Here is a 13664-nt window from a genome sequence, read left to right on the forward strand (position 1 = left end):
GCCGGTCGCGCTGGAGTCGGCCAGGAGCCGCACGGTGCTGGGCGCCTCCCCGACGACCTCGGCTCACGGGGAGTGGCGGGGCCGCACGGCGCCGGTCACGGGACCACCGGGCGCCCCCGCCGGAGCGGGGGCCGCGTCGGGGTTACGGGAGGGCGGGGTAGGCGTTCCTCAGCAGCTCAGGGGTCAGGGGAGAGCGGGGTAGGCGTTCCTCAGCAGCTCACGGAACTGCGCCGAGAACCACTGGCCGGAGATCGGGGCGTCCGCCAGCGCACCGGTCAGGTTGTTGCCGTTGCGCTCGTTGCCGGTGTAGGTCGGGTCGCACATCCGGTCGAAGCCCTTGCCCTCGTCGTTGGGGATGAGCTTGCTGGAGCCGTCGGACTCGCCCGGCGGCTTGATCCAGACGTAGGCGTCCAGACCGGCGGCGGGGCTGGCCTGCGGGCGCTCGCCGAGGCCGGCGCCGCTCTGGTTGCACCAGTTGCCGGCGTGGATCCGGCGGTCCACCCGCGACTGGTCGACGAAGGTGTTGAGGTCGGTGGAGGTGCTGGGAGCGGCCGGGCGGGCGGTGCCGCCCCACCCGTTGCGGGAGGTGTCGATCAGCATGCCGAGGCCCGGCTTGAACCCCTTCTGGACCAGCAGGTTCCGGAACGCCTGGGCGTAGGACAGCTCGTCGACGTAGAAGTTCCAGTCGACCCACCGCGACTGGCGGATCGTCTGGCCGCCGACGGTGGTGTTGATGGTGAAGTGCGGCTCCCGCAGCGCCGAGTAGTTGGCGGTGTTGGTGATGAAGCCGTCGACGCTGTCGAAGCCGGCCGTGGTGCCGGAGACGGTGCTCGCGAACAGGTCGGCCGAGGGACCGAAGTTGGTGTCCCAGCCCAGCCAGCCGTGGTGGCCGGCGTCGATGTAGGTGTAGACGTTCTTGATCGCGTGCAGCTTGTTCAGGGCGTAGCGGACGCCGTCGACGTAGGCGCCGGTCGACTTGGCCTCCGCGCACTTGGGCACGTTGAGGTTGGTGATCAGGTTGGGCAGCGAGTCGATCTCGATGATCGTCGAGATCCGGAGCGCGGAGTACTTCGCCTCGCCCATGATCGCCGCGATCGGGTCGATGTACTCGGTCTTGTAGCGGTTCAGGCCGTTCTGGGCGATGAGCAGCTCACCGTTGGAGGCCAGCGCCGAGCAGTCGCGGTTGGGCAGGTTGTAGATGACGAACTGGATCGTCAGCGGCTTGCTGCCGTTGGCCGCGTCCTGCTTGAGGGCCTCGTCCAGGTGGGCGCGGAGGCCCTTGGCCGAGGCGCTGCCCTCGATGGCGGCGATGCGGTCCAGCCAGACGCCGGTCGAGATGCCGGCCACCGCGTCGCCGCCCGGCTCGGCGGCGGCCTTGGCCGACCAGTCGGGGTTGACGTAGCCGGTGGCCCCGGCGTACGGGTTCTCCACGTGCTCACCGGGCTGCGTGACGACATCGTCGTCGGACTCGGTCGCGGTGACGGAGACGCCGGTGTGCCCGGTGGCGGCGGCCGCGACGGTGGCGGTGCCGTCGGTCTGGTCGGCGTCCTGGGCGGCCGAGACGGTCACGTTCTGCGCCGTGTTCCAGTCGGCGGAGGTGAAGGTGAGCGTGGAGGGCGCGATGGTCAGGTCGGCGTCGCCGGTCTTGGTCAGGTTGACCGTGACGTTGCCGGCGGGCGCCTTGCTGAGCCGGAAGCCGATGGTCCTGGAGCCGCCCTCGGGGACGCTGACCGAGGTCGCGGAGGCGATGATCGACGCGGTGCCCCCGTCGGAGCCCACGGTGAAGGGGACCTCGGCGCTCTCCTTGGACAGGACCGGGGTGCCGTTGTCGTAGGCCTTCGCCTTGGCGGTGTGGCCGCCCGCCGCCACGCCCGTCGCGGAGTAGCTGTAGGGGGCGGAGGTGTCGGTGCCGACCAGGGCGCCGTCGACGTAGAACTCCACCTTGCTGACCGCGCCGTCGTCGCTCGCCGTCGCGGCGAGCGGTACGGCGGAGCCCGCCGGGATGGAGGCGCCGCTCGCCGGGCTGGTCAGGCTGACCGTCGGGGCCTGGTTCACCGGCGGCTGCCCGCCGCAGGTGACGCCGTTGACCGTGAAGGAGGTGGGCTTGGGGTTGCTCCCGCTCCACGACCCGTTGAAGCCGATGCTGGTCGACGCGCCGGTGGCGAGGTTGCCGTTCCAGTCCAGGTTCTTGGCGGTGACCTGGTTGCCGCTCTGGCTCCAGGTCGCCGACCAGCCCTGCTGGAGCTGCTGGGTGCCGGGGAAGGCGAAGCCGAGGGTCCAGCCGGTGAGCGCGTCACCGAGGTTCTTGATGCTGACGTTGGCGGTGAAACCGCCCTGCCATTCGTTGGTGCTGTAGGCGACGTCGCACGAGACTGCGGCGTGCGCCGTGCCGGCCTGCCCGGCGGCGAGACCGGTGGCGGCGACGAGCAGGGCCGCCGTGGTCACCGCCCGGTTGCGCCAGGCTCGGCGGCGCGGATGAGCTGTCATTCGTAATCATCTCCAGGACGAGAGTGGGAGCGCTCCCATAGTCCGGATGTTTCACGCGTGTGTACAGCGCGTTGCCCGCCGGGAGGCTTCCGCCGGGACCGCCCCCGCCCCTGACCTCACCGAACGCCGCTCCAGCCCGATGAAAGTTTCAAAACCGCCCCGCGGCCGCTCCCGTGCCGCGTGGTCACGGCCGCCCCCGCGTCCGGCGGCGCCGCCAGGACCTCCCGGCGGTCAGGCGCGGGGCAGGTCCGACAGGCGGTACCAGCCCGCGAGGCCGCCGTAGACGATCAGGTTGTCGTCGTAGGAGTGCCGCTCGGAGTCGTAGGTTCCGCCGCAGGTCACCAGCCTGATCGCCGGACGCGGCGGCGCCCGGTAGACCTTCCCCACCGGGAAGGCGCTCTTGCGGACCCGCTCGACGGCCGACACCCGGAAGACCACCGCGGTCCTGTCCTGGCGGGTCACCACCACCGCGTCCCCCTCGCGCACCTGGGACAGCCCGGCGAACACGGCGGGCCCGGTCTTGGTGTCGAGATGGCCGACGACGACCGCGGAGCCCGGTTCACCAGGCGTCGGCCCCAGCCGGTCCCAGCCGACGAGGTCGGCCCGCCACAGGGGCGGCGGCTCCAGAGTGCCGTCGGCTCCGGAGTCGATCGGGGCGACGGGGGCGTTCACCTTCGCCCGCGGCACCACGAGCGCCACCGGATCCGACTCGCCCGGAAGCCCCGGCAGCGTCTGGGGCCATCCGCCCCGCCCCGCTACGGCGTGCGCGGCGGCGCCCGGCCGCGGCACCGCGGGGGCGGTCACCGGCAGGGCGCGGACCAGCGCGGGGTCCGCCTCCTCACCCGTCCTGGGCAGGCAGCCCGTGAGCAGGAGGACGGCGACGGCCGCCGAGGCCGTCACCGTCCGGAGATCAGCCACGCCCCGCCGCCCGGCGTCTCCTCACCAGGATCAGTCCACCGGCCCCGGCGAGTACGGCGGCCGCCCCGGCTCCCCAGCCGAGTGCGGGGTCCGCTGTCGTCTCCCGGGCCGCCACCGCCCCGTGCGCCGTCCTCCCGGCGAGCGCGAGGCCGCCGCCCCCGGTGTCCGGGCCGAAGCCGTCGACCACGTAGAGCTCCCCGTAGACGGTGTCATCGGTGCCCTCGCAGTCCACCTCCACGGAGTAGGCGCCTCTGGGCGCGTCGTAGTCCACCTGCGCCCAGCCGACCGCCGGCGGGCCGCCGCCGGACCCGTCCCCGAACCCGCCGGGCCCGTCCTCCCCGAACCCCTCGTCCCCGAACCCCTCGCCCCCGAACCCCTCGTCCTCCCCGAACCCCTCGTCATCCTGGAAGCCCCGGTCGCCGAACCTCACCTCGTCCTGGAAGGCCGCCGAGTGGGCGAGGACGGGGCCGCCGCATCCCGGCACCGCGATCTCGATGTCCTGCCCCGGCCGCACCCGGTACGGCGAGAGCCTCACCTCCCGGTCGTCCCCTGTCGTCGCGGCCGGCCACGCCGCCCCCGCGGCCAGGAGGGCCACCGCCCCGGCCGCCCCGGCCCAGCGGGCAAGAACCCCCGTCGACTGCATCACGCTCCCCACCCCCAGCAGATCTCGATCTTGCTGACGTAGCGCTACCTACCCAGGTCGGAGAGCGTGTCCGGCAAAAGAAGATCAAAATCTGAACGGCCTTCCCGGCCGCGCCGGCGGGCCCTACGCCGCCGCGGCGGCCATGGCGGCCCCCACGATCCCGGCCTCGTTCTGCAGGGTGGCCGGCACGAGCGGGGTGCGCACCTCCACCTTGGGCAGGAACTTCTCCGACTTCTTGCTGACCCCGCCGCCGATGATGATCAGTGACGGGGAGAACAGCGCCTCGACGTGCCGCAGATACTCCTCGACCCGCCCGGCCCACTGGTTCCAGCTCAGGTCGTGCTCCTCGCGCGCGTGGTCGGAGGCCCGTTTCTCGGCGTCCTTGCCCCTGATCTCCAGATGCCCCAGCTCGGTGTTGGGCACCAGATGCCCGTCGACGAACAGGGCGCTGCCGATCCCGGTGCCGAAGGTCAGCATCAGCACCACCCCGCCCTTGCCCCGGCCCGCGCCGACCTCCATCTCGGCCGTGCCCGCCGCGTCGGCGTCGTTGAGCACCGTCACGGGCAGGCCCGTCGCCTTGGCGAACAGCGCCCGCGCGTCCTCGCCGATCCATGACTGGTCCACGTTGGCGGCCGACCTCGTGACCCCGTCGGTCACGACTCCCGGAAAGGTCACCCCGACCGGCCCTTTCCAGGAGAAGTGCTCGGCGATCTGCCCGACCACCGCGGCGACCGCCTTGGGAGTGGCGGGGACGGGGGTCGGGATCCGCAGGCGATCCTGCGTCAGCTCGCCTTTGGCGATGTCCACCGGCGCACCCTTGATCCCCGATCCGCCGATGTCGATTCCCAGCGCTTCCATGACATCCACCTCCTGTTCCGGGCTCCTTCCCCGGGACAGGGCGCTGATGCTCCCGCGGGGTGCGGCGGCCGTCAGCCGCCGAGGCGGACGAGCATCTTGCCGACGTTGGCGCCGCGCAGCACGCCCAGGAAGGCGGCGGGCGCCTGGTCGATGCCCTCGATCACGGTCTCTTCGGCCCGCAGCGTGCCGTCGGCGAGCCAGCCGGTGGCCCGTTCGATGTATTCGGGGAAGAGGGGGAAGTAGGAGTTGATCAGCAGGCCCCGCATGGTGAGCTCCTTGTAGGCCGCCTGGAAGAGGTTCACCGGCCCGGGGAGCGGCTCGGTGGCGTTGTAGCCGCTGACCGCGCCGACCAGGGCGATCCGGCCCCCGGGCCGCGCCGCGGCGATGGCGGCCTCCAGATGGTCGCCGCCGACGTTGTCGAGATAGACGTCGATGCCCTCGGGGGCGGCCTGGGCGAGCTGGGCGGCGAGCGGACCGGCCTGGTGGTCGATCGCGGCGTCGAAGCCGAAGTCCTCCACCAGTTTCCTGGCCTTGCGCGGCCCGCCGGCCGAGCCGATCACCTTGGCGGCGCCGAACGTGCGGGCGAGCTGCCCGGCGACGCTGCCGACCGCGCCGGCCGCGGCGGAGACGAAGACCACGTCGCCCTGCCGTACGGGGGCCACCCGGGTGAGGGCGGCGTAGGCGGTCAGGCCCGTCGTGCCCAGCACGCCCAGGTATGCCTGGGCGGGGACGGCCGCGGTGTCGACGACGGTCGCGGCGGAGGCGTCCAGGACGGCGTACTCGCGCCAGCCCAGGAAGTGCGAGACCGTCGCACCGACCGGAACGGCCTCTGACCGGGAGGCGATGACCTCTCCGACGGCGCTGCCCTCCAGCACGGCGCCGAGCTGGAACGGCGGGATGTAGGACTCTGCGTCGTCCATCCGGCCCCGCATGTACGGGTCGACGGACATCCAGGTGTTGCGGACCAGGATCTGGCCCTCGCCGGGCTGCGGCACCTCGGCCTGGACCAGCTCGAAGTCCTCCGGGCTCGGCTCACCGGCCGGACGGGAGGCGAGCCGGATCTCCCGGCCGATGATCGTCTTGTCGGACGTGACGGTGGTGATGGTGGAGGGCATGGCGATCGCCGCTTTCTGTCAGACGTGCGTCGGATGTGAGCCGGGTGTGAAAGGCCGTACTGATCCACCGGCGCTCCGTGAGAGCCGGTCCACGGGTGCCGTGGAGGGCGTACGCCCACCGGCCGGGCGCACTCCCGCGGAGCGCGGCCCGTCCTCGACCCCGTCAGGCTCAACTGTGCCGACGGGCGCGCACGATCCGCTGGGGGTCCGCTGGGGGCCGGCTGGGGGCGACGCACAGCCGGGCACGGACCGGCCGGTCCGGCGCCACCCAGCTGCGCCGATGCGGCGGCTACGCGGCTCGCTCGGCGGGGACCGCCTGCCGGCGACGGACCACGGTGGGCCGTTCTCCACGGCCAGGGTTCCTACGGCGTGGACCCCTTACGGCCAGGGTTCCTACGGCGTGGGCCCTACGGCGTGGCGCTGATCCCGGCCGGGCTCGGCTCCGTCGCCGGGCAGCGCGGCGATGCCGGGCAGGCCGCACTCTCCGTTGTGCGGATCTGGCCGTATCAGCGGACCTGACCGCATTGGGCGGATCTGGCCGCATCGAGCGGGGCCGGCCGCGTTGGACGGGGCCGGCCGCGGCACGTGAGATCGGCGGCCCTTGGGCGATCGCCTCGCCCCTGAGGACCTGGCCGGCGCGCAGGCGACCGCAGGACGCCACGGCCACGTGTTTACGACAGATATCCGTAACACCGGTATGCATGCCCGCAAGACGACGACCGGGGCCCGTGGGATCACCCACGGGTGGACGGCACGCGGCCCGGACGCACCGGAGCCCGGCTCAGCGCTTGACCGGCCCCGTGGAGGCCCTGACCACCAGCTCGGGCTCGAAGAGCAGTTCGTCGGCCGGAACCAGGGCCTTGTCGATCTGGGCGGCGAGGAGGTCGACGACCGCGCGGCCCATCGCGTCGATCGGCTGGCGCAGCGTGGTCAGCGGCGGGTCGGTGCAGTTCATCAGGGCGGAGTCGTCGTAGCCGATCACCGAGATGTCGCCGGGGACCGACAGCCCCGCCCGGCGCGCCGCCCGGATCGCGCCCAGCGCCATGACGTCGCTGGCGCAGATGACGCCGGTCACGCCCCGCCGGATCAGCCGGGTCGCCGCCGCGTGCCCGCCCTCAAGGGAGAACATGGTGTGCTCGACGGCCTCCGGGGGCAGACCGGCCGCCGCCAGCTTGCGCCGCGAGGGGACGTGGTCCGGCGGCCCGAGCACCATGCCGATCCGCTCGTGCCCGAGCGAGCGCAGGTGGCCGAGCGCCATCTCGGCGGCCGCCACGTCGTCACAGGAGACCTGGGGGAAGGCGAGATGCTCGACCGCGGCGTTGACCAGCACCGTCGGCAACCTGCGCTCCAGCAGCAGCTCGTAGTGGCTGTGGGAGGCGTCGGCCTGGGCGAACAGCCCGCCGGCGAACACCACGCCGGACACCTGCTGCTGCAGGAGCAGGTCGACGTACTCCGCCTCGGAGACCCCACCCAGCGTCCTGGTGCACAGCACCGAGGTGAAACCCTGCTGGGCCAGCGCTCCCCCGACCACCTCGGCGAAGGCCGGGAAGATCGGGTTCTGCAGCTCCGGCAGGACGAGCCCCACCAGCCTCGCCCGGTCGCCGCGCAACTGCGTCGGCCGCTCGTAACCGAGCACGTCGAGCGCCGTGAGCACGGCTTCCCGGGTCGCCTCCGACACTCCGGGTTTCCCGTTGAGCACGCGACTCACCGTCGCCTCGCTCATGCCGACCTTCTTGGCCACCTCTGCAAGCCGTCGCGTCATGGCGAAACCATACGACATTAAGCGCAAATATTTGCGGTTATTTGCGAAAATTATCGCATATTTCTCTGGGTCCCCCGGCCCCGCGCGGCCTGCCGCGGCGCCTGTCTAGAGCTCCGCGATCCGGCCGGCGTCGAGGTGGATGTGGCGGGTGGTGTGCACGGCCTCCAGCATCCGCCGGTCGTGGGTGACCAGCAGGAGGGTGCCGGGGTAGGAGGCGAGCGCGGACTCCAGTTGCTCGATGGCGGCCAGGTCCAGGTGGTTGGTCGGCTCGTCGAGGACGAGGAGGTTCACCCCCCGGGCCTGGAGCAGCGCGAGGGCGGCCCGGGTCCGCTCTCCGGGGGAGAGCGTGGCGGCCGGGCGCAGCACGTGCGCCGCGCGCAGCCCGAACTTGGCCAGCAGCGTGCGCACGTCGGCGGGGGGCATGTCCGGCGCGGCCGCGCCGAAGGCGTCCAGCAGCGACTCGCCGCCGAGGAACAGCCCGCGGGCCTGGTCCACCTCGCCGACGACCACGCCGGGGCCGAGGGAGGCGTTCCCCTCCTCCAGCGGGACGCGGTCCAGCAGCGCGGCCAGGAGCGTGGACTTGCCCGAGCCGTTGGCGCCGGTGACCGCCACCCGCTCGGCCCAGCCGATCTGCAGGTCGACCGGGCCGAGGGTGAAGGCGCCGCGCCGGACCACGGCGCCGCGCAGCGTCGCGACGACCGCCCCGGCCCGGGGGGCCACGGCGATCTCCATCCGGAGCTCCCACTCCTTGCGGGGCTCCTCGACCTCCTCCAGCCGCTCGATCATCCGCTCGGTCTGGCGGGCCTTGGCGGCCTGCTTCTCGGTCGTCTCCGTCCGGAAGCTCCGGCCGATCTTGTCATTGTCGGGCGCCTTGCGCCGCGCGTTCTTGACGCCCTTCTCCATCCAGGCGCGCTGCATCCCGGCCCGCTGCTTGAGCGCCGCGACGGTGCCGGCGTACTCCTCGTACTGGTCGCGGGCGTGCTGCCGGGCGACCTCCCGCTCGGCGAGGTAAGCCTCGTAGCCGCCGCCGTAGATCCCGATCCGCTGCTGGGCGAGGTCGAGCTCGACGACCCGGTCGACCGTCCTGGCCAGGAACTCGCGGTCATGGCTGACCAGCACCGTCCCGGCCCGCAGCCCGGCGACGAAGCGTTCGAGCCGCTCCAGGCCGTCCAGGTCGAGGTCGTTGGTGGGTTCGTCCAGCAGGAAGACGTCATAGCGGCTGAGCAGCAGGGAGGCCATCCCGGCGCGGGCGGCCTGGCCGCCGGAGAGCGCCGTCATCGGCCGGTCCAGGTCCACCGCCAAGCCGAGCTCGGCGACGACCTCCTCGGCGCGCTCCTCCAGATCGGCCCCGCCCAGGGCCAGCCATCTCTCCAGGCCGGCGGCGTAGTCGTCGTCGGCCCCGGGGCGCCCTTCCACCAGCGCCTCGGTCGCGGCGTCGAGCGCGCGCTGGGCGGCGGAGACCCCGGTCCGCCGGCCCAGGAAGGCCGCGAGCGTCTCGTCCGCCCGGCGCTCCCGCTCCTGGGGCAGGTAACCCACCGCCGCCGAGGGCGGGCTGAGCCGTACGGCGCCGTGCTCCGGGGGCAGCAGGCCGGCCAGGATCCGCATCAGCGTGGACTTGCCGGCCCCGTTCACCCCGACCAGGCCGATCACCTCGCCGGGGGCGACGACCAGATCCAGACCGGAGAACAGCGCGCGGTCGCCGTGTCCCGCGGCGAGGTCCTTGGCGACGATGGTGGCACTCATGAGGGAAACCGTATCCGCCGCCGTGACCGCTCCCGGGCCGCCGGGTCCGCGCGCCCGGGCCGCGGGCCGGCCCTCCGACACCGGCGCGACCTGCGGTTTTACCGGGAAACGTTATCTTACGGAAACTTTATCTGGACTTTTTCAAGACTTCAGCCAACATTTGCCGTGCCAACCCCGTCTTATAAGGGTGGAAGCGATCGTCCCGGCCGCTTCTCACAACGGGGAGAGGGAAACGTCTTGATGAAACGAATCGCCGTCGGCCTGCTGTCCGTGGTCGCGGGCGGCTCACTGCTGCTGTCGGCCGGTACGGCCTCCGCCGAGCGCACCGCCCTCAGCGTGCGCGTCGACAGTGTGAACCCCAACCCGGTCGTCGTGAAGAACGGCGCCGACACGAGGGTCACGATCGAGGTCCGCACCACCGAGGCGACCCGCGTCGAGCTCCGTCTCAAGCCGGTCTCCGACCAGTTCCGCACTCTGGACGTGCGCGAGCCCAAGATCATCCAGGAGGGTGACCTGTGGCGCTTCAGCACGAGCTTCGACGAGAACGACTTCGAGGGCCGCTGGCTCGCGATCGCCGACGCCTATGACAAGGACGGCAAGAAGGTCACCGACCAGGTCAACTTCTCCGTCAAGCACGAGCAGGACAAGGCCGACACCCGTCTGTCCGGCTTCTCCGCCGACCCGGGCGCGGTCCGCAAGGGCCGCTGGGTCTACTTCACCGGCCGCCTCCAGTCCGACGCCGACGGCCACTGGCGGGGCGTCGAGGACGAAGAGGTGACGATCTACTTCCGGCCCCGCGGCTCCAGTGCCTGGAAGTGGGTCACCACCGCCGACACCGGCTGGCGGGGCGGGTTCCGCGCCAAGGCCCGCGCCTCCAAGAGCGGTGACTACCGCGCCGTCTTCGACGGGACCGACGACCTCGGCGACAGCACCAGCCGGTCCGACCGGGTACGGGTCTGGTACCGGTAGTCCCTCACGGACCGCGCCCGCCGAGACGGGCGCTCCTCGATGACGCGGAAGCCCAGGGCGACCTGGGCTTCCGCCGTTCTTATCCGAAAAACCTATCCGATCCCCGCAGATGGGGCATTACGCTCAGGATAAGGATCTTCACGACTGTTCAGGCGAGGGGCGAACATGGCGGAAGAAGAGTGGACACGGCGGGGGATCGACGTCAACACTCCAAGCGTCGCCAGGCTGTACGACTACTACCTCGGCGGCAAGGACAACTTCGCGGCCGACCGCGCCGCCGCCGAGGAGATCCTCTCGATCGCCCCGGAGCTGCGCATGGCCGCCCGGGAGAACCGCGCCTTCCTCGGCCGGGCCGTCAGGTCCCTGGCGGAGGCGGGGATCGAGCAGTTCCTGGACATCGGCACCGGGCTGCCCACCCGGGGCAACGTCCACGAGGTGGCGCACCGGGTGACACCGGACGCGCGCGTCGCCTACGTCGACAACGACCCGATCGTCCTCGTGCACGCCAGAGCCCTCCTGCGCGGCACCCGGGACGAGGTCATGGTCACCTCGGGTGACCTGCGCCAGCCGGAGGAGATCCTCAAGTCCCCGGAGATCCAGGACCACCTCGACTTCTCCAAGCCCGTCGCCGTGCTGCTCGTGGCGATCATGCACTTCATCACCGAGTCCGACGACCCCCGGCGCATCGTGGCCACGCTACGCGACGCCATGCCGCCCGGCAGCTATCTGGTCCTCTCCCACGGCACCCGCGAGTCCCGGGCCGAGGCCGTGGACAGGGGCACCAAGGTCTACGAGCGCGCCAACTCGCCGCTCGTCCTCCGCTCCCGCCAGGAGATCCTCAACCTGTTCGACGGGTTCGAGCTGATGGATCCGGGGCTCGTCTGGCTGCCCGAATGGCGGCCGGACGGGCAGCCGCCCCACGACGACCCCTCGCAGGCGCTGATCATGTGCGGCGTGGGAAGGAAGCCCTGATGCCCGTCCGTCTAGGTCTGGCGCTGCCGCAGTACGGCCGCTTCGCCGACGGGGAGGCGCTCGTCACGGTCGCGCGGGAGGCCGAGGCCCGGGGCTTCGCGAGCCTGTGGGTGGGCGACCGGCTGCTGACGCCGCTGGACCCCGCGGACCGCTACCCCGGCGGCGACGGCACGATCCCGCCCGCGCACCGCACGTTCCTCGACCCGTTCGCGGTCCTGTCGACCGCGGCCGCCGTCACCTCACGGGTCCGCCTGGGCACCAGCGCGCTGAACGCCAACTGGTACCCCCCGGCGCTGCTGGCCCGCTCGCTGACCACCATCGACCGGCTCAGCGGCGGCCGCCTGGACGTGGGGCTGGGGCTCGGCTGGTCCAGTGACGAGTACGCCGCGGCCGGCGTGCCCTGGCGGGGCCGCGCCGCGCTGTTCGACGCCACGCTCGACGCCCTGGAGGCCGTCTGGCGCGACGACCCGGTGAGCGTCACCGGTCCGCGCTGGGACATCACGCCGAGCCACATCCTCCCCAAGCCCACGCAGCGGCCCCGTCCCCCCGTCTACCTCGCCGGCTTCTCACCCGCGGCGCTGGCCCGCGTCGGCCGCCGCGCCGACGGATGGCTCGCGGCCTCCGTGCCCCCGCCGGTGCTCATGGGCATGTGGGACACGGTCAGGGAGTCGGCCGAGCGGAGCGGGCGCGACCCGGACGGGGTGCGCGTCGTCGTGCGGGCCAACCCGATCGTCGTCGAGTCCCCCGCCGGGGCCGCGCCGCCGAGAAGCGGGACCCTGGAGCAGCTCGCCGAGCACCTGGGGGCCCTCGCCGGGACCGGTGTGCACGAGATCTTCCTCGACCTCCAGCACACCGCGACCGACCCTCTCCACCTGCTCGACCTCGCCGAGTCCCTCCGCGAGTCGTCCGGCCTGTGAGACGGGTCACGGGTTGACCCCCGGGTCCCTGGGCAGATGGCCCGGCGCACGGACCTGAGGGGGACTGCGACGATGACGACGGGTGACTTCTACGACTACTCCGAGCTGCTGGAGGAGGACGAGAAGGAGATCGTCCTGCGGGTGCGGGAGTTCATGGCGCGGGAGGTCGCGCCCATCGCGGACGAGGCGTGGACCAACGCCCGCTTCCCCCATCACCTCATCCCGGAGCTGGCGAAGCTGGACATCGCGGGCCTGCCGTACCGGGGGGCGCGGAGCCTGCTGACCGGGTTCGTGGTGCTGGAGATGAACCGGGTGGACCCCTCGATGGGGACGTTCTTCGGCGTGCACAACGGGCTGGCGATGGGGAGCGTCGACCGGCTGGGCTCGGCCGGGCAGCGGGAGCGGTGGCTGCCCGCGATGGCCTCGATGGAGAAGATCGGGGCGTTCGCCCTGACCGAGCCCGACGGCGGCTCCGACGTCGCGGCGGGGCTGCGCACCACGGCCCGGCGCGAGGGCGACGTGTGGGTGCTCAACGGGGCCAAACGGTGGATCGGCAACGCCACCTTCGCCGACCTGATCGTGGTCTGGGCCAAGGACGAGGCCGACGGCCAGGTCAAGGGGTTCGTGGTGGAGAAGGGGACGCCCGGGTTCTCCGCCACGACGATCGAGAACAAGATCGCGCTCCGGACGGTCCAGAACGCCGACATCACGCTGACGAACTGCCTGGTGCCCGAGGAGAACCGGCTGCAGAACGCCGGCGGCTTCCGCGACACCGCGACGATCCTGCGGCAGACCCGGGGCGGGGTCGCCTGGCAGGCGGTGGGCTGCATGATGGGCGCCTACGAGCTGGCGCTGGAGTATTCCAGGACGCGTGAGCAGTTCGGCCGGCCGATCGCGGGCTTCCAGCTCGTGCAGGACCTGCTGGTGCGGATGCTCGGCAACGTCACCTGCTCGCTGGGCATGGTGGTGCGGCTGGCCCAGCTCCAGGACGCGGGCGTCTACAAGGACGAGCACTCGGCCATGGCCAAGGCGTTCTGCACCGTGCGGATGCGCGAGGCGGTGGGCTGGGGCCGGGAGATCATGGGCGGCAACGGGATCGTGCTCGACTACGGCATGGGCCGGTTCGTGGCCGACTCCGAGGCCATCTACTCCTACGAGGGCACCCGTGAGATCAACAGTCTGATCGTGGGCCGTGCGATCACCGGCGTGGGCGCCTTCGTCTGACGCCCTCCCCTCCGGGGAGCACCCGGCCTGGATCCCGCGACGCCCTCCCCTCCGGA

The 13664-nt window shown here is 72.2% G+C and carries 11 protein-coding genes; 4 read left to right on the forward strand and 7 right to left on the reverse strand.

Annotated elements, in window-relative coordinates; all coding sequences use genetic code 11:
• Window positions 1-183: 183 nt before the first annotated feature.
• The 7 genes from ACWDS7_RS21645 to ACWDS7_RS21675 form a co-directional block, all read right to left on the reverse strand.
• The gene (locus tag ACWDS7_RS21645) at window positions 184-2487 is read right to left on the reverse strand and encodes a glycoside hydrolase family 6 protein (RefSeq protein ID WP_451930717.1); all 2304 of its coding nucleotides are present in this window, start codon (window positions 2485-2487) and stop codon (window positions 184-186) included.
• 231 nt (window positions 2488-2718) lie between these two features.
• Complete coding sequence (locus tag ACWDS7_RS21650; protein WP_451930718.1) at window positions 2719-3405, reverse strand: class F sortase; 687 nt, start codon at window positions 3403-3405, stop codon at window positions 2719-2721.
• Complete coding sequence (locus ACWDS7_RS21655) at window positions 3398-4051, reverse strand: hypothetical protein (RefSeq protein ID WP_451930719.1); 654 nt, start codon at window positions 4049-4051, stop codon at window positions 3398-3400. Before ACWDS7_RS21655 ends, ACWDS7_RS21650 begins: the two co-directional genes overlap by 8 nt.
• A 120-nt stretch (window positions 4052-4171) precedes the next feature.
• Window positions 4172-4906 (reverse strand): polyphosphate--glucose phosphotransferase, encoded by a 735-nt coding sequence (gene ppgK / locus ACWDS7_RS21660; RefSeq protein ID WP_451930720.1) that lies wholly within the window; start codon window positions 4904-4906, stop codon window positions 4172-4174.
• 71 nt (window positions 4907-4977) lie between these two features.
• Window positions 4978-6021, reverse strand: a complete 1044-nt coding sequence (locus tag ACWDS7_RS21665) for an NADP-dependent oxidoreductase (RefSeq protein WP_451930721.1) — start codon at window positions 6019-6021, stop codon at window positions 4978-4980.
• Between the two features lie 781 nt (window positions 6022-6802).
• On the reverse strand, window positions 6803-7783 hold the full coding sequence (locus tag ACWDS7_RS21670; RefSeq protein WP_306867234.1) for a LacI family DNA-binding transcriptional regulator: 981 nt from the start codon (window positions 7781-7783) through the stop codon (window positions 6803-6805).
• A gap of 105 nt (window positions 7784-7888) precedes the next feature.
• Window positions 7889-9526 carry an ABC-F family ATP-binding cassette domain-containing protein gene (locus ACWDS7_RS21675; protein WP_451930722.1) on the reverse strand — a complete coding sequence of 546 codons (1638 nt, stop codon included), beginning with the start codon at window positions 9524-9526 and terminating at the stop codon, window positions 7889-7891.
• Window positions 9527-9766: 240 nt separating this feature from the next.
• Between ACWDS7_RS21675 and ACWDS7_RS21680 the strand changes: the two genes are divergently transcribed.
• The 4 genes from ACWDS7_RS21680 to ACWDS7_RS21695 all read left to right on the forward strand — a co-directional run bounded on the left by ACWDS7_RS21680 (window position 9767) and on the right by ACWDS7_RS21695 (window position 13608).
• On the forward strand, window positions 9767-10495 hold the full coding sequence (locus ACWDS7_RS21680) for a hypothetical protein (RefSeq protein ID WP_451930723.1): 729 nt from the start codon (window positions 9767-9769) through the stop codon (window positions 10493-10495).
• Between the two features lie 165 nt (window positions 10496-10660).
• Window positions 10661-11467, forward strand: coding sequence for an SAM-dependent methyltransferase (locus tag ACWDS7_RS21685; RefSeq protein WP_451930724.1), 807 nt, complete (start codon window positions 10661-10663; stop codon window positions 11465-11467).
• Window positions 11467-12384, forward strand: coding sequence for a TIGR03619 family F420-dependent LLM class oxidoreductase (locus tag ACWDS7_RS21690; RefSeq protein WP_451930725.1), 918 nt, complete (start codon window positions 11467-11469; stop codon window positions 12382-12384). The genes ACWDS7_RS21685 and ACWDS7_RS21690 overlap by 1 nt, the downstream gene beginning before the upstream one ends.
• 72 nt (window positions 12385-12456) lie before the next feature.
• A complete protein-coding gene (locus ACWDS7_RS21695; RefSeq protein ID WP_451930726.1) occupies window positions 12457-13608 on the forward strand; it encodes an acyl-CoA dehydrogenase family protein in 1152 nt (383 codons plus the stop codon).
• The last annotated feature ends 56 nt before the right edge of the window (window positions 13609-13664 follow it).

It is taken from the genome of Streptosporangium sp. NPDC003464 (assembly GCF_053588315.1).